At 75.5% G+C, this 23921-nt stretch carries 27 protein-coding genes; 14 read left to right on the plus strand and 13 right to left on the minus strand.

Annotated features, from left to right (window positions below; all coding sequences use genetic code 11):
* The first annotated feature begins 69 nt into the window (after nucleotides 1-69).
* The 5 genes from ACJTNH_RS01735 (at nucleotide 70) to ACJTNH_RS01755 (ending at nucleotide 5625) form a co-directional block, all read left to right on the plus strand.
* Complete coding sequence (locus ACJTNH_RS01735) at nucleotides 70-1053, plus strand: carbohydrate ABC transporter permease (protein ID WP_458172520.1); 984 nt, start codon at nucleotides 70-72, stop codon at nucleotides 1051-1053.
* A complete protein-coding gene (locus ACJTNH_RS01740; protein WP_458172522.1) occupies nucleotides 1050-1925 on the plus strand; it encodes a carbohydrate ABC transporter permease in 876 nt (291 codons plus the stop codon). Before ACJTNH_RS01735 ends, ACJTNH_RS01740 begins: the two co-directional genes overlap by 4 nt.
* Nucleotides 1922-2890 (plus strand): ROK family protein, encoded by a 969-nt coding sequence (locus ACJTNH_RS01745; protein WP_458172524.1) that lies wholly within the window; start codon nucleotides 1922-1924, stop codon nucleotides 2888-2890. Before ACJTNH_RS01740 ends, ACJTNH_RS01745 begins: the two co-directional genes overlap by 4 nt.
* Nucleotides 2891-3043: 153 nt before the next feature.
* The gene (locus ACJTNH_RS01750; RefSeq protein ID WP_458172525.1) at nucleotides 3044-4510 is read left to right on the plus strand and encodes a glycoside hydrolase family 3 protein; all 1467 of its coding nucleotides are present in this window, start codon (nucleotides 3044-3046) and stop codon (nucleotides 4508-4510) included.
* A gap of 74 nt (nucleotides 4511-4584) precedes the next feature.
* Complete coding sequence (locus ACJTNH_RS01755) at nucleotides 4585-5625, plus strand: GGDEF domain-containing protein (protein ID WP_458172526.1); 1041 nt, start codon at nucleotides 4585-4587, stop codon at nucleotides 5623-5625.
* Here the strand turns inward: ACJTNH_RS01755 and ACJTNH_RS01760 are convergent.
* The 4 genes from ACJTNH_RS01760 to ACJTNH_RS01775 all read right to left on the minus strand — a co-directional run bounded on the left by ACJTNH_RS01760 (nucleotide 5618) and on the right by ACJTNH_RS01775 (nucleotide 8076).
* On the minus strand, nucleotides 5618-6733 hold the full coding sequence (locus ACJTNH_RS01760; RefSeq protein ID WP_458172527.1) for an NAD(P)/FAD-dependent oxidoreductase: 1116 nt from the start codon (nucleotides 6731-6733) through the stop codon (nucleotides 5618-5620). The genes ACJTNH_RS01755 and ACJTNH_RS01760 overlap by 8 nt on opposite strands.
* Nucleotides 6734-6736: 3 nt before the next feature.
* Nucleotides 6737-6916, minus strand: a complete 180-nt coding sequence (locus ACJTNH_RS01765) for a hypothetical protein (RefSeq protein WP_458172528.1) — start codon at nucleotides 6914-6916, stop codon at nucleotides 6737-6739.
* A gap of 36 nt (nucleotides 6917-6952) precedes the next feature.
* The gene (locus ACJTNH_RS01770) at nucleotides 6953-7522 is read right to left on the minus strand and encodes an LOG family protein (protein WP_458172529.1); all 570 of its coding nucleotides are present in this window, start codon (nucleotides 7520-7522) and stop codon (nucleotides 6953-6955) included.
* Nucleotides 7523-7608: 86 nt separating this feature from the next.
* Nucleotides 7609-8076 (minus strand): MaoC family dehydratase, encoded by a 468-nt coding sequence (locus ACJTNH_RS01775; protein ID WP_458172531.1) that lies wholly within the window; start codon nucleotides 8074-8076, stop codon nucleotides 7609-7611.
* A 223-nt stretch (nucleotides 8077-8299) separates the two neighbouring features.
* Between ACJTNH_RS01775 and ACJTNH_RS01780 the strand changes: the two genes are divergently transcribed.
* Nucleotides 8300-9991: a hypothetical protein gene (locus ACJTNH_RS01780; RefSeq protein WP_458172532.1), complete on the plus strand. Its 1692-nt coding sequence runs from the start codon at nucleotides 8300-8302 to the stop codon at nucleotides 9989-9991.
* A complete protein-coding gene (locus ACJTNH_RS01785; protein ID WP_458172534.1) occupies nucleotides 9991-10593 on the plus strand; it encodes a hypothetical protein in 603 nt (200 codons plus the stop codon). The genes ACJTNH_RS01780 and ACJTNH_RS01785 overlap by 1 nt, the downstream gene beginning before the upstream one ends.
* Nucleotides 10594-10640: 47 nt before the next feature.
* On the opposite strand, the gene ACJTNH_RS01790 is transcribed toward ACJTNH_RS01785, so the two are convergent.
* Together ACJTNH_RS01790 and ACJTNH_RS01795 are read right to left on the minus strand one after the other, a co-directional pair.
* Nucleotides 10641-10970, minus strand: coding sequence for a hypothetical protein (locus tag ACJTNH_RS01790; RefSeq protein ID WP_458172535.1), 330 nt, complete (start codon nucleotides 10968-10970; stop codon nucleotides 10641-10643).
* A gap of 7 nt (nucleotides 10971-10977) precedes the next feature.
* Nucleotides 10978-11328 carry a VOC family protein gene (locus ACJTNH_RS01795; protein ID WP_458172536.1) on the minus strand — a complete coding sequence of 117 codons (351 nt, stop codon included), beginning with the start codon at nucleotides 11326-11328 and terminating at the stop codon, nucleotides 10978-10980.
* 85 nt (nucleotides 11329-11413) lie between these two features.
* On the opposite strand from ACJTNH_RS01795, the gene ACJTNH_RS01800 reads away from it, so the two are divergent.
* Together ACJTNH_RS01800 and ACJTNH_RS01805 are read left to right on the plus strand one after the other, a co-directional pair.
* The gene (locus tag ACJTNH_RS01800) at nucleotides 11414-11872 is read left to right on the plus strand and encodes an NUDIX domain-containing protein (protein ID WP_458172537.1); all 459 of its coding nucleotides are present in this window, start codon (nucleotides 11414-11416) and stop codon (nucleotides 11870-11872) included.
* Between the two features lie 32 nt (nucleotides 11873-11904).
* Entirely contained in the window at nucleotides 11905-12561 is a 657-nt protein-coding gene (locus ACJTNH_RS01805; protein WP_458172538.1) for a Pr6Pr family membrane protein, read from the plus strand.
* Here ACJTNH_RS01805 and ACJTNH_RS01810 read toward each other — a convergent pair.
* Complete coding sequence (locus tag ACJTNH_RS01810; RefSeq protein ID WP_458172539.1) at nucleotides 12548-13336, minus strand: endonuclease/exonuclease/phosphatase family protein; 789 nt, start codon at nucleotides 13334-13336, stop codon at nucleotides 12548-12550. The two genes, ACJTNH_RS01805 and ACJTNH_RS01810, sit on opposite strands and share 14 nt — an antisense overlap.
* Nucleotides 13337-13530: 194 nt before the next feature.
* On the opposite strand from ACJTNH_RS01810, the gene ACJTNH_RS01815 reads away from it, so the two are divergent.
* The 3 genes from ACJTNH_RS01815 (at nucleotide 13531) to ACJTNH_RS01825 (ending at nucleotide 15487) form a co-directional block, all read left to right on the plus strand.
* The gene (locus ACJTNH_RS01815; protein ID WP_458172540.1) at nucleotides 13531-14421 is read left to right on the plus strand and encodes a 1,4-dihydroxy-2-naphthoyl-CoA synthase; all 891 of its coding nucleotides are present in this window, start codon (nucleotides 13531-13533) and stop codon (nucleotides 14419-14421) included.
* Nucleotides 14422-14436: 15 nt separating this feature from the next.
* Nucleotides 14437-14769, plus strand: coding sequence for a hypothetical protein (locus tag ACJTNH_RS01820; protein ID WP_458172541.1), 333 nt, complete (start codon nucleotides 14437-14439; stop codon nucleotides 14767-14769).
* A 181-nt stretch (nucleotides 14770-14950) separates the two neighbouring features.
* A complete protein-coding gene (locus ACJTNH_RS01825; protein WP_458172542.1) occupies nucleotides 14951-15487 on the plus strand; it encodes a TetR-like C-terminal domain-containing protein in 537 nt (178 codons plus the stop codon).
* Nucleotides 15488-15524: 37 nt separating this feature from the next.
* Here ACJTNH_RS01825 and ACJTNH_RS01830 read toward each other — a convergent pair whose 3' ends face one another.
* Together ACJTNH_RS01830 and ACJTNH_RS01835 are read right to left on the minus strand one after the other, a co-directional pair.
* The gene (locus ACJTNH_RS01830) at nucleotides 15525-16190 is read right to left on the minus strand and encodes a TetR/AcrR family transcriptional regulator (protein WP_458172543.1); all 666 of its coding nucleotides are present in this window, start codon (nucleotides 16188-16190) and stop codon (nucleotides 15525-15527) included.
* Between the two features lie 41 nt (nucleotides 16191-16231).
* Nucleotides 16232-16768 carry a DUF5946 family protein gene (locus tag ACJTNH_RS01835; protein WP_458172544.1) on the minus strand — a complete coding sequence of 179 codons (537 nt, stop codon included), beginning with the start codon at nucleotides 16766-16768 and terminating at the stop codon, nucleotides 16232-16234.
* Nucleotides 16769-16879: 111 nt separating this feature from the next.
* Between ACJTNH_RS01835 and ACJTNH_RS01840 the strand changes: the two genes are divergently transcribed.
* Together ACJTNH_RS01840 and ACJTNH_RS01845 are read left to right on the plus strand one after the other, a co-directional pair.
* Complete coding sequence (locus tag ACJTNH_RS01840; RefSeq protein ID WP_458172545.1) at nucleotides 16880-17986, plus strand: NDMA-dependent alcohol dehydrogenase; 1107 nt, start codon at nucleotides 16880-16882, stop codon at nucleotides 17984-17986.
* 104 nt (nucleotides 17987-18090) lie between these two features.
* Complete coding sequence (locus ACJTNH_RS01845; protein WP_458172546.1) at nucleotides 18091-18756, plus strand: HAD family hydrolase; 666 nt, start codon at nucleotides 18091-18093, stop codon at nucleotides 18754-18756.
* A gap of 162 nt (nucleotides 18757-18918) precedes the next feature.
* On the opposite strand, the gene ACJTNH_RS01850 is transcribed toward ACJTNH_RS01845, so the two are convergent.
* The 4 genes from ACJTNH_RS01850 to ACJTNH_RS01865 form a co-directional block, all read right to left on the minus strand.
* Entirely contained in the window at nucleotides 18919-19911 is a 993-nt protein-coding gene (locus tag ACJTNH_RS01850) for a glucosyl-3-phosphoglycerate synthase (protein ID WP_458172547.1), read from the minus strand.
* A 191-nt stretch (nucleotides 19912-20102) separates the two neighbouring features.
* A complete protein-coding gene (locus ACJTNH_RS01855) occupies nucleotides 20103-22238 on the minus strand; it encodes a phage holin family protein (RefSeq protein WP_458172548.1) in 2136 nt (711 codons plus the stop codon).
* Nucleotides 22235-23080, minus strand: coding sequence for a DedA family protein (locus ACJTNH_RS01860; RefSeq protein WP_458172549.1), 846 nt, complete (start codon nucleotides 23078-23080; stop codon nucleotides 22235-22237). The genes ACJTNH_RS01855 and ACJTNH_RS01860 overlap by 4 nt, the downstream gene beginning before the upstream one ends.
* The gene (locus ACJTNH_RS01865; protein WP_458172550.1) at nucleotides 23077-23910 is read right to left on the minus strand and encodes an MBL fold metallo-hydrolase; all 834 of its coding nucleotides are present in this window, start codon (nucleotides 23908-23910) and stop codon (nucleotides 23077-23079) included. Before ACJTNH_RS01865 ends, ACJTNH_RS01860 begins: the two co-directional genes overlap by 4 nt.
* Nucleotides 23911-23921 lie beyond the last annotated feature (11 nt).

Below are 23921 nucleotides of genomic sequence, written 5' to 3' on the forward strand. Positions count from 1 at the left end.
CCCGTCGTGTCCCTGACGGGTCGCGACCGCGCCCCCGGCCCGGGCCTGCCCGGACCCAGGAGCCCCGCCATGTCCGCGCCACCCCTCCCGTCCGCCGTCGCCGTCCCTCCCCGGTCCGCGCCGCCGCCGTCCGCCCCCGCACCCGACCCGGTCCGCCCGCGTCGCCGGCCGCTGCGCACCCGGCTGTGGCCCTACCTGCTGCTCGTCCCCGCACTCGTCCCGCTGGGCGTCGGCCTCGGCTGGCCGCTGGCCCGCCAGTTCGTCCGGTCGTTCCAGGAGTACGGCCTCGCCCAGCAGTTCGGCCGGCCGGCCGAGTGGGTCGGGCTGGACAACTACGTCACCCTGCTGTCCGACCCCTACGTGTGGGGCGTCATCGCCCGGTCGATCGCCTTCTGCCTGGTCAACGCCGCGCTGACGATGGCGGTCGGGATCGGCGTCGCCGTGCTGATGACCAAGGTCGGCCGGGCCGCCCGGATCACCCTCCAGGTCGGCATGCTGCTGGCCTGGGGCACCCCGGTGCTGGCCACGATGACGGTCTGGCAGTGGCTGTTCGACTCCCAGTACGGCGTCGTCAACTGGCTGCTCGCAGGGCCGCTGGGGATGGAGGGCCAGCGCGGCCACTCCTGGCTGATCGAGCCGCTGTCCTTCTACGGCGTGGCCACCGTGATCGTGGTCTGGATGAGCGTGCCGTTCGTCGTCTTCACCGTCTACGCCGGACTGCTCCAGGTGCCCGACGAGTGCATGGAGGCCGCCCAGCTGGACGGCGCCAGCAGCTGGCAGCGGCTCTGGCAGCTGGCCATCCCGATGATCAAGCCGGTGCTCTTCGTGGTGGCGCTGCTGCAGGTCATCTGGGACCTGCGGGTCTTCACCCAGATCCACGTCCTGCAGCGGGCGGGTGCGCCCACCCGGGAGACCCACCTGCTGGGCACCTACATCTACTCACTGGCCAAGGAGTTCTCGATGGCCGGCGCCATGGCCACGATCATGCTGGCGATCACCCTCGCCCTCACCGCCACCTACATCCGCCGGATGCTGCGCGAGGAGGAGGCGTGAGCACCGCCGTGACCCACCCGGCCGCGCAGCGGCGCAGCCCCCGGCGGGGCTCGGCCCGGCGCCGGCTGCTCGGCGCGCTGGCCGTCGTCCTGGCCCTGGTCTGGGTCTTCCCGGTCTACTGGATGATCAACAGCGCCTTCTTGCCGACGAACCGGCTGCAGGCCCCCGACCCGACGTTCCTCCCGTTCGGCGGGACGCTGTCGAACTTCCGCCGGGTGCTCACCGACCCGACGTTCCTCGACTCGCTGACCGTCTCCCTGGCCGTCACCGGGCTCACCCTGGCCGCGGCGATCCTCTTCGCCTTCGTCGCGGCGCTGGCGATCAGCCGGTTCCGCTTCCGCGGCCGGAAGTCGTTCATCGTCACCGTGCTGGTGGTGCAGATGATCCCGGCCGAGGGGCTGTTCATCTCCCAGTACCGGATGCTGGACAGCTGGCACCTGGTCAACTCGGTGATCGGCCTGTCGATCGTCTACGTCGCCGCCGTCCTGCCGTTCACGATCTGGATGCTGCGCGGCTTCGTCACCGGCGTCCCCATCGAGCTGGAGGAGGCCGCGATGATGGACGGCCTGTCCCGCACCGGCGCGTTCTTCCGGATCACCTTCCCGCTGCTGGCTCCCGGGCTGGTCGCCTCGGGCGTGTACGGGTTCCTGCAGGCGTGGAACGAGTACACCCTCGCCCTGGTCGTGATGACCGACCCGGCGCAGCGGACCCTGCCGCTGTGGCTGCAGGGGTTGGTGGAGGCCAACCGGGCCACCGACTGGGGCCTGGTGATGGCCGGGGCCGCGGTGATCACGGTGCCGGTGGTCGTCTTCTTCCTGTTCGTGCAGCGGCGGATGAGCTCGGGCCTGGTCGCCGGGGCGGTGAAGGGGTGAGCGTGCTCCTGCCGACGGCCGGGCGGTGCTCGGTCGGGCTGGACATCGGCGGCACCAAGGTGCTCGGCGTCCTGCTGGACGAGCAGGCCGCCGTGCGGGCGACCGTCCGCGGCTCGACCCGCCGGGGCACCGCGGGCGTGGTCGCCACGGCGGCCGAGGTGGTGCGGCAGCTGTGCGCGGGGGCCGCGATCAGCCCGGGGGACCTGGCCGGGGTCGGCGCCGGGGTGCCCGGGGTCGTCGACCCGCTCACCGGGGAGGTCTCGCACGCGGTGAACCTCGGCATCTTCGACGAGTCGGTACAGCTGGCCCCGCTGCTCGCCGCCGAGCTGCACGGAGTCCCGGTCACCGTGGAGAACGACCTGAACGTCGCCGCGGTCGGCGCCGCCCGGGTGCTCGGCCTGGACGGCGACCTCGCCTTCCTTGCCCTGGGCACCGGGGTGGCCGCCGGGCTGCTGCTCGGCGGCGGCCTGCGCCGGGGGCACCGGGGCGGCGCCGGGGAGATCGGCCACGTGCCGTACGACCCGGCCGGGCCGACGTGCCCCTGCGGGCAGCGGGGCTGCCTGGAGCTGTACGCCTCCGGCTCCGCGCTGGGGGCCGCCTGGCCCGGCCGCGGTGGGCGGCCGGCCGCCGTCGAGCTGTTCGAGGCCGCCGCGGCAGGCGACGCCGCGGCGGTCGAGGTGCGGGACGCCTTCGCCACCGCGGTCGCCTCGGCGGTGCGGCTGCTGGTGCTCACCTGCGACGTCGAGCACGTGGTGCTCGGCGGGGGAGTGGCCGAGGTCGGCGCGCCGCTGCTGGCTGCGGTCACCCACCAGCTGCACGCCCAGGCGGCGGGCTCGTCGTTCCTGCGCAGCCTGGAGATCGCCGACCGGGTGCAGCTGGTGCCCGCCGGGCTGCCGGTCGCCCCGATCGGGGCGGCGCTGGCCGTCCGCGCCGCCCCCCGGCTGCGCCGGGCCGCGCCCGCCTGACCACCCACCCCGCCCGGGCCGTGCCCGCCTGACCACCCACCCCGCCCGAGCCGTGCTCGTCACCCAGCCGCCCCACCGTGCGCGCCTCCCGCCCGCCCCACCGTGCCCGCCACCCACCCGCCCCACCGGACGGGACGACCGAGAGGAGAGCCCGTGTCCGAGCTGGACCAGCTGGTCAACGCCTGTCTCATGCCCGGCTTCGCCGGCCCGGCCGTGCCCGGCTGGGTGGAGGAGGCGCTGGCCGACGGCCTGGCCGGTGTCTGCCTGTACGGCCAGAACCTGCCCACCGACGGCACGCCGGCGACCGACCGGGTCCGGTCCATCGCCGGCGCGGTGCGGGCGGCGCGGCCCGACGCGCTCGTCGCGCTGGACGAGGAGGGCGGGGACGTCACCCGCCTGGAGTACGCGGTGGGCAGCAGCTGGCCGGGCAACGCCGCCCTCGGGGTGGTCGACGACCCGGCCGTGACGGCGGCGGTGGCCGCCGCCATCGGGGCGCAGTTGCGCGCGGTGGGGGTGGACGTCGACCTGGCCCCGTCGGTGGACGTCAACAGCGACGTCCGCAACCCGGTGATCGGCGTGCGCGCCTTCGGTGCCGACCCGGACGCCGTCGCGCGGCACGGCGCCGCGTTCGTCCGTGGGCTGCAGTCGACCGGGGTGGCGGCCGCGGCCAAGCACTTCCCCGGCCACGGGGCCACCAGCGTCGACTCCCACCTCGGGCTGCCGGTGATCGACGCCGACGAGGCCACCGCCCGCGCCCGGGAGCTGCCGCCCTTCGCCGCCGCCGTGCAGGCCGGCGTGGAGCTGGTGATGACCGCGCACGTGGTCGTCCCGGCCCTCGACGACCAGCCGGCCACGCTGAGCCGGCGGCTGCTGACCGACCTGCTGCGTGGCGAGCTGGGGTTCACCGGGGTGGTGGTCACCGACGCGCTGGACATGGCCGGGGTGCGGGCCGGGCACGGGATCGCCGGCGCCGCCGTCCTGGCGCTGCGCGCCGGGGCCGACCTGCTGCTGCTCGGCGCCGAGGACGGCGCGGAGCACTGCGCGGCGGTCCGCCGGGCGGTCGGGGACGCCGTCCGCGACGGGGTGCTGAGCGAGGCGCGGCTGCGGGAGGCCGCCGGCCGGGTGACCGCGCTGCGGGACCGGCTGGCCGCGCACGCCGGAGCGGTGCCGCCGGCGCCCGACCTCACGCTGGGCCGGACCACGGCCCGCGCCGCGCTCACCGTCCGGGGCGTCACCCCGCTGCCCGGGCCGGCCACCGTGGCGGAGCTGCGGGCCGGCACGAACCTCGCCGTGGGCGACGCGAAGTGGAGCCTGGCCGAGCCGCTGGACCGGCACGGCCTGCTCGCCGGGCTGTGCACGGTGACCGAGGGCGGTTCCTCCGTCGCCGAGGTGGTCGCCCAGGCGGCCGGGACGCCGCTCGTGGTCGCCGTCCGGGACGCCCACCGCAGCCCGTGGCAGCGCGACTGGCTGCGCGAGCTGACCGCCCGGCGCCCCGACGCCGTGCTGGTGGCGCTGGGCGTGCCGGCCGACCTGGAGCTGGTCGGCGGGCCGGCGGTCGCCGGCCACGGGGCGGCGCGGGTGGTCACCGAGGTCGTCGCCGACCTGCTGAGCGGCCACTGAGCCACCTCACCCGCCCGAGGGGGACCGAGGTCGGTCGTGCACAGTCGATCTCGGTCCGCGCCGATCATCAGGGGGTGCAGACACCAGCGGCCATGCGGGCCCGCGACCCCCGGGGAGCCGCCCGGACCGCGGTCCTGGTGCTGCTGGTCTGCGCCGCGGTCATGCTGGTGTTCTCGCTGTTCGGCCCGAACTCGGTCACCCGGGCGGGGATGGTCGCCTCCTGGGTGACCGCCGCAGTCCTCGTCGCGCTGGCGGCGGTCTACCGGTCCGTTCCTCCCGAGCGGATCGACGCCCGGGGCGGGTACGTGCTCATCGCGCTGATCGGTGCCGGGCTGTGCTGCGGGATGAACTGGATCACCGAGGACCCCTCGGCCGGTGGGCAGGCCTTCCTGGCGTTCCCGGTGCTGTGGGCCGGGGTCAACCTGCGGCGGGGCGCGGTCGCCCTGGTCGCCACGGCGGCGATCGCCGGCGACGCGGTGGTGCTCTTCCACCTGCAGCCGATCGGCCACGCGGTCAGCGACCTCAGCTTCTTCGGCGCCGTGCTCGTGGTGATGGCGATGATGCTGGTCCGGGCCGCCGAGACCACCGACCGGCTGGTCGCGTTGCTCCAGCAGCAGGCCACCGTCGACTCCCTCACCGGCCTGGTCAACCGCCGGGTGCTCGACGAGGCCCTCGGCTCCGCGCTGGGTGCGCCGCTCACCCCGCGGGGCACCTCGCTGGTGCTGGTCGACGTCGACTCGTTCAAGACCATCAACGACCGGTACGGGCACCCGGTCGGGGACGACGCCCTGGTGCACGTCGCCGACGTGCTGCGCACCGTCGTCCGCGCCGGGGACGCCGTGCTGAGCCGGATGGGCGGTGACGAGCTGGCCGTCCTGCTGCCCGACTGCCCCGCTGACGTGGCCCTCCGCCGCGCCTCGGAGGTGCTCGACGCCGTCCGGGCCGCGCCGCTGCTGCTGGCCGACGGCACCCTGCTGGCGGTCTCGGTGAGCCTGGGCGTGGCGCACGCCCCGTCGCACGCCACCGGGCTGGAGGAGCTGTACGCCGCCGCCGACGCGGCGCTCTACGCGGCCAAGCGCGCCGGTCGCGGCCGGGTCGAGGTCGCCGTCAACTGAGCCGGCGCACGGTGGCGGCCAGGGTGCGGGCGGTGAGCCGCCCGTCGGCCAGCCCCAGGGCGACGACGTCGTCGAACACCCGCTGGTCGTCCCGCGCCGCGCGCACCGCGGCGTCCATCAGCACCGGTGCCCGGCTCAGCTGGGAGGCCAGCGACGAACCGCGCAGGTGCCCGCCGAGCCGGCGGCGCAGCAGCTGCCGGTGCACCTGCCCGGCCCGCGCCCCGGCGCCGGCCGCGGCACCGGCCAGCGCGCCGGACAGCACGGCGTAGAAGATCCCCTCGCCGGTGAGCGGGTTGATCAGCGACTGCGCGTCCCCGGCCAGCAGCACCCGGCCGCCGGGGAGCGCCGGCCGGCCGGTCGACAGCGGCAGCCGGTGCGCCCGCAGCCCCTCGGGCTGCACACCCGGCAGCAGCCGGTGCAGGCCGGCGACCAGGTCCGCCCGGGTCACCCCGCCCGCGACGAGCTCGCCGTAGCCCACGTTGGCCCGGCCGTCGCCGAGCGGGAACGACCAGGCGTAGGCCGGCCAGCGCCGGTCGGTGGTGGTCACCACCTGCACGCCGTCGGCGCCGGGCAGCACCGGCGCGTACCCGCGGATCGCCACCGCCAGCCGGTCCGGCCGGTTGACCGGCACGCCCAGCGCCCGGCGGACCACCGACTCCGCGCCGTCCGCACCCACCAGGACGCCGGCCCGGACGGCGCCGTCCACCTCCACGTGCCCCGGGTGCACGGTGACCGACCGGACGGTGTGCCGGCGGAACCGGACGCCGGTGCCCAGCACCTGGGCCAGCAGCCGGCCGTCGAGCACCGCGCGCGGGACGACGACCGAGGGCCGGGCGGTCGCCCGCTCGACCGTGGTGCCGCGGGGGCCGCGCAGCCGCAGCCTCGGGACGACGGGGTACCCGTGGGTCAGCGCGGCGACGTCCAGGCCGAGGCCGGCGAGCACGTCGAGGGCCTCGGGGGCGATGCCGTCACCGCAGACCTTGTCGCGGGGGAAGTCGGCGCGGTCGAGCACCAGCACGTCGGCGTCCGGGTGGGCCCGGCGGACGGCGGCGGCGCAGGCCGCGCCCGCGGGCCCACCCCCCACCACGACGACGTCGGCGTGCTCCACCGGTCAGGTGTTCTCGGCCGGGTCGGGGGTGCCCGTCTGGTCGCAGCTCTCGTCGTGGCTGTTGTTGTTGCCGCCGTCGCAGTCGGTCTCGCCCCGCTGCAGATCGGTGTTCTCGCCGGCGCAGCCGGTGAGGGCGGTGCTCCCGGCGATCACCAGCGCCACGAGGGTCCTCTTCAGTCGCATGCCCCGACCGGTGCCCACGGGTCGGGGCCGTCAACCTCAGGTCGCCGGGGGCGTCCACTTCCGTGCCGGGTGCCGGTAGCCCTCGACGAAGGCCAGCAGCTCCGCGGCGTCGTGCACCACGCCGAGGGCCTCGAGCCGGTTGGCGGCCAGGTACCCGTCGTCGACCATCCGGCGCAGCTGCTGCAGCAACGGCTGCCAGAACCCGTCGACGTCCAGGAGGGCGGTCGGCTTGGCGTGCAGCCCGAGCATCCCCCAGGTCCAGGCCTCGAACAGCTCCTCGAGGGTGCCGGCGGCGCCGGGGAGGGCGACGAAGGCGTCGGACAGGTCGGCCATCACCGCCTTGCGCTCGTGCATCGTCTGCACGACCTCCAGCCGGGGCAGACCGGGGTGGGCGACCTCGTCGTCCACGAGGTGCTGGGGGATCACCCCGACGACCTCACCGCCGGCGGCCAGCGCCGCGTCGGCCACCACGCCCATCAGGCCCACGTTCCCCCCGCCGTAGACGATGCCCACCCCGGCCCGGGCCAGGGCGGTGGCGAAGTCGGCGGCAGCCTGCTGGTGGGACGGTGGCCCGGCGTGGGACCCGGTGAAGACGGCGATGCGCACGCACCGCACGGTATGCGCACCGCCGTCCGGCCCCGTCCAGAGGCTCGCCCCGAGCCTGCGAGGGGCGAGGGGGACGGGGTCCTTCCTCAGGCGTAGGTGCGGAACACCAGCTCGGCGATGCAGACCGGCTTCTCGCCGCCCTCCCGCTCGATGACCGCGCCGATGGTCAGCTGCAGCCCGCCGGCGATCTCGGTGACGTCGTTGAGCGTCGCGGTCAGCCGGATCCGGGAGCCGGCCGGCACCGGGGCGGGGAAGCGGACCTTGTTCAGGCCGTAGTTCACGCCCATCTTCGCGTCGCTGACGCTGAGCACCTGGGAGTACATCGGCACGACGAGCGAGAGCGTGAGGTACCCGTGCCCGATCGGGCCGCCGAAGGGGCTCTCGGCCTTCGCCCGCTCGACGTCCACGTGGATCCACTGGTGGTCGCCGGTCGCGTCGGCGAAGGTGTTCACCCGCTCCTGGGTGACCTCGAACCAGTCGCTGGTGCCCAGCTCCTGGCCCTTGAGCGAGGGCAGCTCGGCGATGGTGGTCGTGGTCCGCGTCGATGCGGTCATCGGTTCTCCTCGGGGTACGGGGTCCGGCGCCGCGATCCTGCCATCGGTGTCGCCCGTCCGGGCGGCGGGCCGACGCTCGCGGGACCGCACGACGCTGTTGCGAGTCGTTCGCACGAGCAACTGTTGTTGGCCCGATGCTCGTCTTCACGTCACCCGTTCGTGGCGACCCCAACGGAGAGTCGCTGCCGACAGATGCAGGACCGACGATGCGGGAGCGCCTCGAATGAGCCACGACCACGAGCACGGCCACCACCACCACGGCGACCACGACCACCACCACCACGCGACCACCGGGGTCGAGGGCACCTGGGCCGACCCGCAGGCCGACGACCCGTTGTCGGTCTCGCGCCGGGGCTTCCTGGCCACCGCGGCCGCCGTCGCCGGTGCCGCTGCCGGTGCTGCCTCTGTCGCGGGCGGTCTGGGCCAGGGTGTCGCCGCCGCGGCCGAGGCCGGGACGACCACCAACGCGTGGACCGGCCGCACCCGGTACTACGCCGGCGACCACCACATCCACACCAAGTACTCGCCGGACGCGCAGTACGACGTCTCGACCCAGGTCATCAAGGGCCGGCAGTTCGGTCTGGACTGGATGGTCATCACCGACCACGGTGGCGTCGCCCACCAGAAGCTCTCGATCGACAAGATCACCCCGGAGATCGAGCAGGTCCGCCGCCAGTACGCGGGCACGATGATCTACCAGGGCCTGGAGTGGAACATCCCCAGCGCCGAGCACGCCACGGTCATGCTGCCCCCGGGCCCGGCGACCGTCGACATCCTCAAGGCCTTCGAGGCCGGCTACGACGGCAGCGTGCTGTCGGCCAACGGCGTCCGGGGCGACATGGAGCCCTACGCCATCGAGGCGCTGAAGTACCTGGACAACCAGGTGCGCAACCGCCGCGTCGAGATGGCGCTGATGTTCGCCAACCACCCCAGCCGCCAGGGCATCGACAGCCCGCACGAGATCCGCAACTGGCGTGACGCGGCCCCGCAGGTCGCCGTCGGCATGGAGGGCGCCCCCGGTCACCAGGCCGCCGGCATCCCCACCTCGCAGGGTGGCCCGGGCAGCGCCCGCGGCTACTACGACAACGCCGGCACCCGGGCCGACCGGTTCGTGCCGTACCCGCCGGAGTCCTACCGCACCTTCGGTGGCTTCGACTGGATGACCGCGACCGTCGGCGGGCTCTGGGACTCGCTGCTGGCCGAGGGGAAGCCGTGGTGGGTCACCGCCACCTCCGACTCGCACCGGGTCTTCCGCGACACCCGCGTCCAGGGGCCGCTGGACTTCAACACCTACGGGACGCGGGGCGACGCGGTCGACACCGGCCGGCCGATCACCGCCTACGGCGACTTCTGGCCCGGCGAGTACAGCAGCACCCTGGTGGGGTCGGACTCCCGCTCCTACGTCGGCATCATGCAGGGCCTGCAGGCCGGCAAGGTCGTCGCCGTGCACGGCCGGATCATCGAGGGCCTGGACGTGCGGGTCCGCTCGGCTGCCCACGGTGACGCGCAGGGCGCGACGCTCGGCGGCCGCACCTGGGTCCGCCGCGGCGGCGACGTCACGGTGACCATCACGGTCAAGGTGGCCGGTGGCGCCAACGCCAACGGCGACGTGCCGAAGCTGGCCAAGGTCGACCTGATCAGCGGTGCCGTCACCGGTGCCGCGGCCGACCGCGACGTCTTCGTCGCCCCGGAGACCTCGGTGGTCAAGACCTTCGAGGTGGGCCGCGGCCGGGCGCAGTGGACCTTCGAGCACACCTTCACGAACGTGGAGCGCTCGTTCTACGTGCGTCTGCGCGGCAGCGACGGCAACCAGCTCGACAGCAACGGCAACCCGCTGATGGACGTCGTCGGGGACGCGAACCCGTGGGAGGACCTCTGGTTCTACGCCAACCCGGTGTTCGTCGACGCGATCTGATGACGGCAGCGCTGACCGCGCTCTGGTGGGGTGTGGCGCCGGCGGCCGACGAGGTCCCCGACGCCCACCTGCTGGCCGCGGTCGACGAGGCGCTGGCCGGCTCGGGCGCCGGGGCGGAGCTGGTCTGCACCCACGTGGACCGCTCCGGCCCGGCGCCCCGGGCCGGGGTCTCGCTGCGGCTGACCGGGGAACCGGCCGACCCGGCGGCGACCAGATCGGCCCTGGCCCGGACGCTGGGCGGCCCGGTGGTCACCGGTGACACCGGCGAGGACGCCGACGACGACAGCACCGCCCCGGCGCGGGCCGCGCTGGACGAGGCCGGTGCCGGCACCGCCGGCCGGGCGGTCCGGTTCCCGGGCTCGGGCGGGGTCACCGGCCGGATCTCGGTGGCCGACCTGATCGCCGGCACCGCGATCGAGCAGGTCAGCGGCATCGGCGTGACGCCGGGCGACGCCGACGTGGTCGAGACCGGCCCGAACGGCTTCCTGCGGCCGACCTTCTCCGGCGGGCGGCTCACGCTGCTCGTCGAGCGGGCAGCCGGGGGAGTGCTGCAGCCGTTCGAGATCGAGGACCCGCACGTCTGCTGCGAGGGCGGGCACTGACCGACCCTGCTGGGGTGGAGACGCGCCGTCTCCACCCCAGCAGGCCGTCACAGCGCCGGGGTGGCGAAGCCGATCTCCTTGGCGGCGATGCACGCCGGGAAGGTCTCGAACACCCGGGCCCGTTCGGGCGCGTCGTTGTACACGGCCTCCACCCGGCGGAACTCCTCCTGGTCGCCGTCGTGCGCGACCGCCCAGGTGAACGTCTCGTGCTCGTCGTCGACGAGGGCGAACAGCAGCCGGAAGCCGTACTGCTCCCGCACCGGCACCAACGTCGGGAACCAGGCCAGGAAGTCGGCCATCCGGCCCGGCTCCATCACGTAGCGGCGGAGCTGCACCGTCTCCACGCCCGCCCCCTGCACGGTGTCCTCGCTCGGCATCGGTGCCTCAGGCCGGCGGGGCGTAGAACTGCAGGTCGTTGCCCTCGGAGTCCTTGAACGGCGCGATCCGGCCCCACGGGTGGTCGCTGATGCCGCCGGTGAACTCCACCCCCTTGTCCCGCAGCGACGCCACCTCGGCGTCGAGGTCCCCGTCGGGCTGGAAGGTCAGCACGGCGCCACCGTCGGCGCGCTTGGCGCTCTCCCGCGCGTTGAGCCCGATCATCAGGCCGTTGGCCTCGAACTCGCTCCAGTCCTCGGTGGTCTTCTGCTCGCGCAGGCCCAGGGTGTCCCGGTAGAACGCCCGTGCCCGGTCCATGTCCTCCACCGGCACCCACACACTCGCCACGCCACTCGCCACGTCAGCCACTCCTCGCTCGTCCGGATCGGTCCGCCCGACCGGTGCCCCGGGTGGCGGCGGGTCAACCCCACGGCAGACTGGGGCCGTGCGCTCCCCGACCGACGGCTGGACCACCTGCGCACTGGGCCACCGGCACTGGGGGCTCGCCGGGGCGGCCGGGCTGCTGCTGCACCGGCCGGGCGGCACCGGCCCGGAGGTGCTGCTGCAGCTGCGCGTCGAGTGGTCGCACCACGGCGGCACCTGGGGCACCCCCGGGGGCGCGCTGCACCCGCAGGAGTCCCCGTCCGACGGTGCGTTGCGGGAGGCGGGGGAGGAGCTGGGGCTGCGCCGCGCCGACGTCGTCCTGGGGCGGGAGTCGGTCGACGACCACGGCGGCTGGCGTTACACCACCGTGCTGGCCACGCCGGCCCGCGCGCTGGACCCGGCGGAGCTGGCGCTGAACGAGGAGAGCCTGGGCGTGGGCTGGTTCGGCCTGGACGCCCTGCCCGAGCTGCACCCGGGCTTCGCGGCGTCCCTGCCGGTGCTGCGTCCGCTGCTCACCTGAAGTCCGGGGTGCCTCCGGCCGACGATGTCGGGGTGACCGCTGCCGATCCGCGCACCACCCTCGCCCGGGCCTGGTGGGGCCTGCTGGCCCTCGTCGTGGGCGCGGCAGTGCTCACCGACCTGGTGCGCACCGTCGACGGCGCCGGTTCGGCGACCCCGGTGATCCGCTACCTGAGCTACTTCACCATCCAGAGCAACCTGCTCGTGGTCGCCGCGGCCGCCACCCTGGCCCGCGACCCCCACCAGGACGGCCGCGGCTGGCGGGTGCTCCGGCTGGACGCGCTGCTGGGCATCACCGTCACCGGGCTGGTGTACACCGTGGTGCTGGCGCCGACCATCCACCTGCAGGGGCTGTCGTGGTGGACCAACGTGGCGATGCACTACGTCTCACCCGTGGCCACCCTGCTCGGCTGGCTGCTGCTGGGCCCGCGGCCGCGGATCACCGGGGCCACCGTGCTGGCCGCGCTGGTCTGGCCGCTGGCCTACGCCGGCTACACGCTGGCGCATGGTGCGGTCACCGGCTGGTACCCCTACCCCTTCCTGGACGTCGGCGTCCTCGGGCTCGACGTCGCGCTGGGGAACCTGGGGTTCGTCGTCCTGCTGGCACTGGTGTTCCTGGTGCTCTTCCGGGCCCTGGACCGCGCGCTGCCCGCCACCGACCGCCGCGCCGAGGTGCTCAGCGCGGGCTGACCTCGACCGTGGCCAGCCGGTGGTCGCCGATCGCCAGCGGGCGCACCCGGGGCCGTTTCGCTGCCAGCCCGGCCGGGCCGATCAGGTGGTCGAACTGCACCCGCGGTGCGCCGGCCGGGTAGCTGTGCTCGGCGACCAGCCGCCGGCCGCCGAACACCGCGGCGGGCACCGGGCCGATCAGGTTCAGGTCACCGGCGAGCAGCACCGGGCCGGGGAGCGTGGCGCACCACCGCCGCAGCCGCACCAGCTGGCGGAGCGCGGTGTGCGGCGCGAACGACAGGTGCGTGCTCACGACGGTGCACCCGTCGAGCTCGGCGGCGACCGCCAGCCGCGGCTCGTCGGGGAACCACCACCAGCGGACCCGGCCGGTGCGCGGGTCGGGGGCCTGCAGCGGCAGCCGGGCCCGCCCCGCACCGAGGGAGAGCACCGACCAGCGGCGCACCGGCAGCCGGCTGACCAGCGCGATCCCGTAGTGCGGGCCGTCGACCGGCTCGCCCGGCCCGCGCAGCACCGGCGGGTCCACCGGCGTCCAGCTGCGGAACGGGGACGGGGTGCCGGCGACCGCGGCGGCGTGCCGCCAGTCGGGAGCGCCCAGCGCGGCGGCGACCTCGGCGGCCTGGTCGACCCCGTGCGAGCGGGGCTGACCGGCGTCCACCTCCTGGACGGCGAGCACGTCGACGTCCACGTCGCCCAGCGCGGCCCGCAGGGTGGCGGCGTCGACGGAGCGGCCGCCGGCGTCCCGGCCGGAGGCGAGGTTGAACGTCCCGACCCGCACCGCGTCGACACTGCCCGCCGGCCGCCGGGACGGCCACTCCGGCAGCCCGCCGGGAGGGTGGGGTGGCGGACGCTGGTGCTCTGCTGCCCACCAGGCAGCAGAGCACCAGCGTCGCGCACCCCTGGTCGGCGGCGGGGTGACCGGGCCCCGCACCGGGAGAGCGGGCCCCCCGGGCGGCGGCTAGGTTCGGCTGCGTGAGTGCACGCGCCGACGTCTCGGAGATCTTCGACCCCACCGCCTGGCAGGAGGTCGAGGGCTTCGCGGGCCTCACCGACGTCACCTACCACCGGGCGGTGGACGCCGGCGTCGTCCGGATCGCCCTCGACCGGCCCGAGGTGCGCAACGCCTTCCGACCCGAGACGGTCGACCAGCTGCTGGCCGTGTTCGAGCACGCCCGGCTGTCCACCGACGTGGGCTGCGTGCTGCTCACCGGCAACGGCCCCAGCGAGAAGGACGGCGGCTGGGCGTTCTGCTCCGGCGGCGACCAGCGGGTGCGCGGGAAGTACGGCTACGAGGCCGGCGACGGCGCGAACGGGCGGCTGCACATCCTGGAGGTGCAGCGGCTGATCCGGTTCATGCCCAAGGTCGTCGTCTGTGTCGTCCCGGGCTGGGCGGCCGGTGGTGGGCACAGCCTGCACGTGGTCGCCGACCTCACGCTCGCCAGCGCCGAGCACGCCCGCTTCAAGCAGACCGACGCCGACGTGGGCAGCTTCGACGGCGGTTTCGGCTCGGCGTACCTCGCCCGCCAGGTGGGGCAGAAGTTCGCCCGCGAGGTCTTCTTCCTCGGCGAGGAGTACTCCGCCGAGGAGGCGCACCGCATGGGCATGGTCAACCGGGTGGTGCCGCACGCCGAGCTGGAGGCCACCGCCCTGGACTGGGGGCGGCGGATCGTGGCCAAGAGCCCCACCGCCCAGCGGATGCTCAAGTACTCGTTCAACCTGATCGACGACGGCCTGGTCGGTCAGCAGCTGTTCGCCGGGGAGACGACCCGGCTGGCCTACATGGCCGAGGAGGCGGTGGAGGGGCGCGACTCCTTCCTGGAGAAGCGCCCCGCGGACTTCTCCCGCTTCCCCTGGCACGTCTGACGGAGGAGGAGACGGATGATCGTCGAGGTGATCGGTGGCGCCGACGAGGCGCCGGAGGTGCGGGTGGCCGACGTGGACGACCTGACCCGGCTGCACCTGGCCGTGGGGGCGATGACCGACGAGGACGTCGACCGTGCCCTGCGTGCCGCGGGGATGGGACGCCTCGGCGACGCGGACACCGGCTTCCTGGACGTCGCCGCGCTGCGCGCCGCCGCGCAGCCACAGGCGACCGCCGCCGACTGGGCCGAGCGCTTCGACGGCATGGTGGCCCGGGCCGGGGAGAAGGGCTGGACCGGCGACGACGGCGCCAGCCTGCAGGTGCACGTCGAGCCCGCCGCCTCCGCCTGAGCAGCGCCTGGGCCTTGCCCGGCGCCTGTGACTTGCATGTGCACGCGCGCGGTTGTTGTGGTCACTCCACTTTCTTGGGCACGATTGCACGGTGACGACCACCGAGCTCCCCCAGCGCCCCGCCGGCGCTCGCCCTCCGGGGCGCCCCCTGTCCTCGGAACTGTCCGAGCAACTGGTGTCCGTGGCCGTGGACATCCTCGCCGACGAGGGGTGGGGTCGGCTCAACAGCGACCGGGTCGCCGCTCGGGCGCGGGCGGGCAAGGCCGGCATCTACCGGCGCTGGCCCACGATGGCCGCGCTCGCCCGGCACGCGCTGAGCACCGCGCCGCTGGTCGAGGTGCCGGCCGACGGCGGCTCGCTGCGCGCTGACCTCTGCGGCCTGCTGGTCCGCTGGACGCGCCCGCTGGACCGCGCCGAGCGGGCCGCGGCCAGCCTGGTCGGGGCGGCCCGGCACGACGACGAGCTGCGGGCCGGGCTGGAGGACGCCCTGGTGCGCCCGCTGGCCGCTGCGGTGCGCGAGCTCGCCGCCCGGGAGGCCGCCCGCGGCCACGAGCTGTCGCACGAGCGGGTCGCGCTGCTCGGGTCGGTGCTGCAGGCCCTGTGGTGGCAGCGGTACACCGCCTTCGGCGCGGCCCCGATGAGCACGCCGCAGGTGGAGCAGCTGGTCGCCGACGTCCTGCTGCCGCTGGCCGAGCCGGACGCGGCCGCCGGTCGCTGACCGGCCCACCCGGCCACGTCCGGGGGCTGACGGCGGGTCAGTCGACCGGCACGTCGAGCCGGTGGGCCAGCTCCCGGACGCCGTCCTCCAGCGCGGTGAGCGCGTCGGCGGGGGTCACCGGACGGCGCAGCTCCGCCGGGGCGCCGTCCAGCACCCGCCGGCGGTGGTCGAGCACCAGCACCCGACCGGTGATCAGGAACAGGTCGGCGGCCAGCCGGCTGACCACCTGGACGGCGGGGGAGGGGGCCGGGTCGCCGGGGGCGATGGCGGCGACCAGCGTGCCGGCGACCAGCTCGCCGGCCTGCTCGACCAGCGTCCGCTCCCGGGCCTGCAGGCTGGTCGAGGAGGCCAGCGCCTCCAGGTAGCTGCGGTTCTCCGGGCGGGCCTCCTGCTCCAGCAGGGCGGACAGGTCGGCCTCGAGGTAGTGGCACAGCGCACGGAGCGGGCCCGTGCCCGCCGGCCGGGCGGCCACGGCGGCGGCGACCCCCTCGACCCAGGGGGTTCGGCCGTCGAAGAACAGCGCCTCCTTGGTCTCGAAGTGGTTGAACACCGTCTGCACCGCGACGTCGGCGGCGGCGGCGACGTCGGCGATGGTGACCGCGTCGAACCCGCGTTCGGCGAACAGCCGCTGTGCGGTCTCTCGTACCTCGGCCCGGGTCTGCGCCTTGCGGCGCTCCCGTCGGCCCCCCGTGGCCTCACTCACACCGGCAACCCTAGGACCCCGGGGGTTCGCCGCAGTGCATGTCAGCTGGTCAGCGCGCCATCGGCGGCGGCGCGCAGCTCCTGGTGGGCGGGCGCCCAGTCCTGCCAGACCGCCTCGGCCCAGGCGCGCACCAGCGCCGGCAGGTCGACCACGTCGAGGTCGGCGGCCAGGTCGGCCACGGTCGTCGTCCAGCGCGCCGGCGGGGTGAGCGACCGCGGCGCGGCCCCGTCCACCCGGCCGTCGGGCACCCCGGTCCGCCGTGCGTCCGGCGCCCCCTCCAGCTCCGGGCACAGCCGCACCGGCGCCGTGGCCGGGGCGCCGGCGGGCACGTGCTGGGCGTCGTAGGTGTCGGTGGCCAGCTGCAGCAGCGCCGCGGAACGCACGTCCTGGGCCGCCTCCTCCCGGAGCCCGCGGACGGTCACCCGGAACAGTCCGGCGCAGCTGGGCGAGGCGCCGGCGTGGTCGGTCGCCAGGCCGGGGACGACGACCAGCACCGCGCCGCAGCCCGGGCAGGCCGAGGTCTCCGGGTCGGTGGTCGCCCCGCCGTCGACAGGGGCGGGGACGTCGGCACGGCTCACGACCGACGATCGTGCCGCACCCGGGCGCCCGCCGCCGTGGCACCGGGTGCCACCCCGGTGCGGGCACCCCCTAGCGTGGGCTGCGTCACGCTCGAGACAGGGAGACGGTGGATGAGGACGCACGGTGCTGTGCTGAGGGGTCCCGGCGACTGGGAGGTCGCGGAGCTGGAGCTGGTCGACCCCGGTCCGGGGCAGGTGCTGGTGGAGATGGCGTACGCGGGCCTGTGCCACTCCGACGAGCACCTGCGGTTCGAGAGCCAGCGCTACCCGATCGTCGGGGGTCACGAGGGCGCCGGCGTGGTCCAGGCGGTGGGGGCCGGCGTCACCGGTGTCCGGCCGGGCGACCACGTCGTCACCTCCTTCCTGCCCGCGTGCGGGCACTGCCGCTGGTGCGCCACCGGCCGGTCGAACCTCTGCGACCTGGGCGCCACCATCGGCACCGGCCAGCTGCCCGACGGCACCTGGCCGTTCCGGCTGGACGGCGCGGAGGCCGGCGGCTTCTGCATGGTCGGCGCCTTCGCGCAGCACACGGTGCTCTCCGAGCACTCCTGCGTGCGGATCGAGCCGCACCTGCCGCTGGACGTCGCCGCGCTGATGGCCTGCAGCGTGCCCACCGGCTGGGGGTCGGCGGTGAACGCCGGGCCGGTGCGCCAGGGGGACGTCGTGGTCGTGGTCGGCACCGGCGGCGTCGGCTGCAACGCCGTCCAGGGCGCGGCGATGGCCGGGGCGGCGTCCGTCGTCGCCGTCGACCCGGTGGAGTTCCGCCGCGAGTTCGCCCGGACGCTCGGGGCCACGCACGCCGTGGCGAGCACCGACGAGGCGGCCGGGCTGGCCCGGGAGCTGTCCCGCGGCACCGGGGCCGACGTCGTCGTCCTGGCCACCGGCACCACCAGCCCGGAGATCACCGGCGGCGCCTACCGCTGCCTGGGCAAGGGCGGCACGCTGGTGCTCACCGGCCTGGCCGACCACACGATGGAGACCACGGTCGCGCTGCCGGGCAACATCACCACCGTCTACGAGCAGCGGGTGCAGGGCGCGCTGTACGGCATGTGCAACGCCTACCGGGACATCCCGCGGCTGCTGCGGCTCTACGAGGACGGCAAGCTGCAGGTCGCCGAGCTGATCACCAAGCGGTACGCCCTCGACGAGGTCAACCAGGGCTACCAGGACCAGCGCGACGGCACCGTCATCCGCGGCGTCCTCGAGCACCGGCGCTGACCCCCGGGCGGCCACGTCGTCGACATGGCCGTTCCTGAGGGGTCTAAGTCGCGACTTCGGCCCCTCAGGGGTGGCCGGCGGCCCGGCTGGGCAGGGCAGGGGGCATGGCTGAACCCACGATCGCCGTCCTGGACGTCGACGGCACCCTGGTCGACACCAACTACCAGCACGCCCTGGCCTGGTACCGGGCGCTGCGCGCGTGCGGGGAGACCTTCCCCGTCTGGCGCATCCACCGGCTGATCGGCATGGGCGGCGACCAGCTGGTGGGGGCGCTCGGCGGCGACGACGTCGAGGCGCGGATCGGTGACGCGGCGCGGGACCGCTGGGTCGAGGAGTTCGACCTGCTGCTGCCGGAGATCTCGCCGCTGCCCGGTGCCCGTGACCTGCTGCTGGCGATCAAGGAGCGCGGCCACCGGCTGGTCCTGGCCAGCTCCGGCAAGCCGCAGCACGTCGACGCCTTCATCGACCTGCTCGACGCCCGCGGCATCGCCGACGCCGTCACCTCCAGCGAGGACGTCGAGGCGTCCAAGCCGGCGCCGGACCTGCTCGGCGTCGCGCTGGAGAAGCTCGGTATGCCGGCCGACTCGGCGAGCGTGCTCGTCGGTGACTCGGTCTGGGACGTCGAGGCCGCGAAGAACGCGGGCATGCCGGCGATCGTCGTCCGCTCCGGTGGGTTCGGGGACGACGAACTCCGGGAGGCCGGCGCGGTGGCGCTCTACGACACCCCGGGCGACCTCGGCGCGGCGCTGGACGACACCCCGCTGGCCTGACGCCGGGGCCCGCGGGGTCGGCCGACCCCGGCGGTCCGCTCCTCGGTCGGTGGCGCTCCCTGCGATGCTCCCGCCGGTGTCAGCCGACGACCACCCGGGGTCGGCTGACCCCGGCGGTCCGCTCCTCGGTCGGTGGCGCTCCCTGCGATGCTCCCGCCGGTGTCAGCCGACGACGCCCTCGCGCAGCAGGGCGTACTCGTCGACGGCGCCCATCGGCGGGCGCTCGTCGACGGCGACGGTGTGGCTGGTGGGCACGAACCCGCGGCCGTCGTGGGCGAACTGGGTGAGCAGCCCGCCGGGCTCGAGCCGGCGGTGCCCGGGGCGGCCGCGCTCGGCCCGCGCCAGCACGGTGGAGACGATCTGGCCGGCCATCTTGCCCAGCGCCTCGTCGGTCTGGTGGGAGTGCTGGCGGGTGCCGAGGTCGACCTGGGCCAGGCCGTTGAGCCCGCACACCTGCAGCAGGTCGACCAGCAGCCCGACCTCGACGCCGTACCCGGAGACGAACGGGACCTGCTCCAGCGCGGAGCGGCGGCCGGCGTACTCCCCGCCGAGCGGCTGGACGAAGCCGGCGAGCTCGGGCCACAGCGCGTTGAGCAGCGGGCGGGCGGTGAGCTCGGTGACCCGGCCCCCGCCGGCCGGGCGGTGCTCGCCGTCGACGGTGAGCGGGCGGGTGTAGCAGCCCTTGACGTAGTCGACCCGCGGGTCGGTGAGCAGCGGGGTGAGCAGCCCCGGCACGTAGTGGCTGACGTCGCCGAGCAGGTCGGAGTCCATGAACACGACGAGGTCGCCGGTGGTGGCGGCCAGCGACTTCCACAGCGCCTCGCCCTTGCCGGGGCGGTCGCCGTGGCTGGGCAGCACGTCGCCGGCGGCGACGACGTCGGCGCCGGCGGCCCGGGCGACGTCGGCGGTGGCGTCGGTGGAGTTCGAGTCGATGACGACGAGCTCGTCGACCAGCGGGACGCCGTCGACCCAGCGGTCGACCAGGTCGCGGACGAGGACGCCGACGGTCGTCTCCTCGTTGCGGGCGGGCAGGACGACGCTGATCCGGTGCCCGCCCCGGCGCTTGGCCTGGAGCAGGGCGTCGACGTCGATCTCGGCCAGGGAGGTGGCCGACGTGGTGCGGTGCTCGAACCAGGCGCGGGCGTCAGGTCGCATCAGCCCACTGTCGAGCACTCCGCCCACCTCCGGCACGTCGACGAGTCGGCGTTCACACGAACTTCACCTGCCTCCCACTCAGGGTGAGGCCAGCTCCGGGGCCGGGCAAGCCGCCGGACGACGTCCGCCGGACCGCCCCCGCGGCCGTGGGTCCTCCGCCGAGATGCCCGCCTCGGCGGAGGACCGACGGGTCAGGCGGGGGCGGTGAGGACGGCGGCCGGCTGGTCCGGAACGGGGTCGGGGTGACCGAGGTCGCGGAGCCAGCCGCGCAGCACCCGGTGCAGGTGCTCGGCGCCGACGATCTCGCCCGGGTCGGCGAAGGCACGCGGGTGCACCAGCATGCCGTGCTGCTGCGGCCCGCCCAGACCGCCGTGCGAACCGACGTGCGGCTCGAAGGGGGAGGCCTCGTCGGTCTCCGGGTCGTACCGGCTGTTGATCACCACGTCCGGGCAGTGCGCGAACCCCGACGCCCGGGTGACCAGCGCGGCGGCGTGCTCGCCGTAGGCGGCCAGCGGGTCGCTCCCGATGACCACGCCGGTGCGCAGCCGGTGCAGGCCGTCGCGGCCGAGCACCACCGGGCCGAACTCGGTGGAGTGCACCAGCAGGAAGCCCACGCCGTCGTGGTCGACGAGGGCGGGGAGCAGGTGCGGCCAGCGGCGCTCGATGGTCTCCAGTGGCACCCGGCCGGGGAGGTCGGTGAAGGAGACGTGCGCCATGTGCCCGGAGACGGTGACGACCACGCCGGGGGCCACCCGGGTGACCGCGCCGTGCTCGCCGGCCGGGGTGGCCGGCTCGAGCGGTTCGGCGCGGGCGACCCGGTCGCGCAGCCGCCGGGCGATCACCCCGCCGCCCTCGGCGAGGGCGGAGGTCACCTGCCAGGCCTCGGCCGGACGGCGGCTGTCCCGGGCGGGCGCGGCCGCCCGCAGACCCAGCCACCGGCGGCGCGCGGGGGTGACGGGGCCGCCGCAGAGCCGGCCGACCAGCTGCTCGACGGTCTCGCCGAACCGGTCGGCGAACGTCTGGCCCTGGGTCTGGCCGTGGTCGGACAGGCACACCAGGTGGTAGCGCCGGGGGGCGAGCTGGGTGGCCCGCCAGAGCCGGCCGATCTGCTGGTCGATGCTGCGCAGCACCTCGAGGGTGTCGAAACGCTCGATGCCGGAGTGGTGGGCCACCTCGTCGTAGCCGAGGAAGTCGGCGTAGACCACCGGGCGGCCGGCCATCATGTCCTCGAGCAGGGCGTTGACCACGACGTCGCGGGCGATGACCGTCGTCCCGGGCCGGGCGAGGGGGTAGATGCCGCCGCGGGCGACCCGGGGCCGCACGTCGGCCCGGCGCTGCCGGGCGGCGGCGACCAGCTCCCGGTGCACGTCGACGAGGGAGACGCCGAGGGTGCGCAGCGCGTTCACCGGGTTGGCGAAGTAGGCGTAGTAGCCGGCGCCGATCCGGTCGCGGTGCCGGCGTTCCCGGCGGGAGCCCCGGGCGACGACGGCCAGCGAGCTCATGGTGAGCGAGACGTGCGGGGCGTCGCCGGTGAACAGGTTGCCGCGCCCGGCGCCGTCCCCGGCGAGCAGGCCACGGCCGTCGGAGTGCCGCCGCTCGACCTCGGCGGCGTCCTGCGGGTGGGAGACGGCGACGACCCGGTCGCGGTCCTTCTCGTACCAGCGGAAGCCCAGGACGTCGTCGTTGGAGCCGTGCAGGATGCCGCACACGCTGGCGCCGGTCTGCGAGCTCCAGTCGGTGTGCCAGGAGCGCAGCTCGTGGGTGCCGGCCCGCAGCCAGCCGGCCAGGGTCGGCATCGACCCGTCGCGCACCGCCCGCCGGGCGACGTCGTGGCCGAGCCCGTCGATCTGCAGGAACAGCACCCCGGGTGGGCACTCCCCGGTGTCCGTTGCGCGCCGGCCGCGGCGGCGGGCCCGGCGGAAGAAGACCTCGTCCTCGTTGACCGCCAGGACGCTGCTGATCACCCCGGCGACGCCGGCCATCGCGACGGCCACGACGACGCTGGTGCGGAAGGAGTGCACCTCGACGCCGGGGATCGCGTAGAACACCGCCAGCACCCCGGCGCCCAGCAGCAGGAAGCTGCCCAGGCCGAAGGTGAACAGCGCGACCGGCAGGGCGATCCGCAGCACGAGCGGCCACACCACCGTGACCAGCACGCCGAGCAGCAGCGCGGCGACCGGCGGCTGCCACCAGGAACGCAGCGCGAAGCCGGTGAGCCAGCCGTCCAGCGCGATCAGCGCGCCGGTGACGGCGGCCCAGATGAGCAGCAGCCGGGCGAGCGTGCGGCCGCCGCGCAGCACCCGGCCCGGGGACGTCGTCCCGGTCACGGCCGCCCGCACCGCCCAGCAGCGTCGCCGTCCGGCGCCTCCGCGCGCGAGAGCGCGCCGCCCTCCCGCGCTTCATCGCGCGAAAGCGCGTCGTCGTGCCGCGCTTGATCGCGCGAAAGCGCGTCGTCGTGCCGCGCTTGATCGCGCGAAAGCGCGTCGTCGTGCCGCGCTTGATCGCGCGAAAGCGCGTCGTCGTGCCGCGCTTTATCGCGCGGGAGCGCGTCGTCGGGTGGGAGGGCGGTGCCGGGGGACGGGGGGCGCCGGCGGTGGGCGGAGACCAGGTTCAGGACCAGACCGATGAACAGCACGAGGAGGGTGGCGATCAGGGTGGCGATGAGCGGGGAGTCGAAGATGCCGCCGCTGACCACGCCGAGCAGCGCGTAGGCGCCTGCCCAGACGGCCCCGGCGGCGAGGGAGGCGGGCAGCAGCCGGCGCCACGGGTAGGCCAGGGCGCCGGCGGCGAGCAGCACGGGGATGCGCCCGGCAGGCAGCAGCCGGCCGACGACGACGATCTGCCAGCCGTGCCGGCGGAACTGCTCCCGCACCTCCGCGATCCGGTCGGCGTGCTGGCCGCGGGCGACCCAGCGGACGGCGGTCGGCCCACCGGAGCGGCAGATGGCGAAGGTGACCACGTCGCCGAGAAAGGCGCCGAGGGTGGCCAGCAGCAGCACCACGGGCAGCGACATGGCGTCGGTGGTGACCGCGACCGCGGCCGCGGCGCCGACGACCGCGCCGGTGGGCACGACGGGCACGATCGAGCCCAGCAGCACCCCACCGAACACGACCGGGTAGCCCAGCGAGCTGCCGTCGGTCCAGTCCACCGCCAGCGCGGTCACGCTCATCGCGGGTCCGGCGGCGCCGGGACCGGTGGCAGGGCCACCGGTGAGCCCGGTGCGGTGAGCAGCACCTGGGTCCGCGGGCCTCCCACGGTCGCGGCCGCGGCCACGGCGGCGGCGAACCGGCGCGGCGGCTCGACCAGCAGCGACCGCATCCGGGCCCGGTACGGGCTGGGCAGTGAGCTGAGGCCGGTGACGGCGTAGGTGCCCCAGTGCACCGGGACGGCGGCACGCGGGCGGAGCAGCTGCACGGCCTCCGCGGCACCGGCCGGGTCGAGGTGCCCGGGGCCGAGCGAGGGGCCCCAGCCCCAGACCGGCAGCAGGGCGACGTCGATGCCGTCGTCCCCGAGATCGGTCATCGCCGGGAAGAGGTCGGTGTCGCCGGCGGCGTAGACGGTGACGCCGTCGCCGCTGAGCAGGTGGCCGACCGCGGGGGCGTGCGGCCCGTGGGTGAGCCGGGGGCCCCAGCGGTGCGCGGCGTGGTCGGCGGAGGTGGCGGTGACGGTGAGCCCGCCGTCGCGGAGGCTCTCGCCGGGGCCGAGCTCGGTGACGTCGGTGAACCCGTGCCGGGTCAGCCAGCGCCCGGCACCGCGGGGCACGACGATCGGCGTGCCGCGGCCCAGCAGCCGCAGCGACGGCAGGTGCAGGTGGTCGTTGTGCAGGTGCGAGACCACCACCAGGTCGACCCCGGACCAGGACGACGGGGGCAGCGGTGCCACCACCCGGCGCAGCGGGCCCAGTCGCGGGGTGAGCAGCGGGTCGGTGAGCACGGTGCGCCCGGCCAGCTCCACCCGGACGGTGGAGTGGCCGAGGAACTGCAGGCCCGGTGTGCTCACCGCGCCAGTAT

It is taken from the genome of Modestobacter lacusdianchii (genome assembly GCF_054177765.1).

What these genes read in the sequence shown, in the direction of transcription:
- ACJTNH_RS01735 (WP_458172520.1), top strand. Translation starts at nt 70, where the DNA reads ATGTCCGCGCCACCCCTCCCGTCCGCCGTCGCCGTCCCTCCCCGGTCC.
- ACJTNH_RS01765 (WP_458172528.1), bottom strand. Translation starts at nt 6,916, where the DNA reads ATGCGACTGAAGAGGACCCTCGTGGCGCTGGTGATCGCCGGGAGCACC.
- ACJTNH_RS01775 (WP_458172531.1), bottom strand. Translation starts at nt 8,076, where the DNA reads ATGACCGCATCGACGCGGACCACGACCACCATCGCCGAGCTGCCCTCG.
- ACJTNH_RS01780 (WP_458172532.1), top strand. Translation starts at nt 8,300, where the DNA reads ATGAGCCACGACCACGAGCACGGCCACCACCACCACGGCGACCACGAC.
- ACJTNH_RS01785 (WP_458172534.1), top strand. Translation starts at nt 9,991, where the DNA reads ATGACGGCAGCGCTGACCGCGCTCTGGTGGGGTGTGGCGCCGGCGGCC.
- ACJTNH_RS01790 (WP_458172535.1), bottom strand. Translation starts at nt 10,970, where the DNA reads ATGCCGAGCGAGGACACCGTGCAGGGGGCGGGCGTGGAGACGGTGCAG.
- ACJTNH_RS01820 (WP_458172541.1), top strand. Translation starts at nt 14,437, where the DNA reads ATGATCGTCGAGGTGATCGGTGGCGCCGACGAGGCGCCGGAGGTGCGG.
- ACJTNH_RS01840 (WP_458172545.1), top strand. Translation starts at nt 16,880, where the DNA reads ATGAGGACGCACGGTGCTGTGCTGAGGGGTCCCGGCGACTGGGAGGTC.
- ACJTNH_RS01845 (WP_458172546.1), top strand. Translation starts at nt 18,091, where the DNA reads ATGGCTGAACCCACGATCGCCGTCCTGGACGTCGACGGCACCCTGGTC.
- ACJTNH_RS01850 (WP_458172547.1), bottom strand. Translation starts at nt 19,911, where the DNA reads ATGCGACCTGACGCCCGCGCCTGGTTCGAGCACCGCACCACGTCGGCC.
- ACJTNH_RS01860 (WP_458172549.1), bottom strand. Translation starts at nt 23,080, where the DNA reads ATGAGCGTGACCGCGCTGGCGGTGGACTGGACCGACGGCAGCTCGCTG.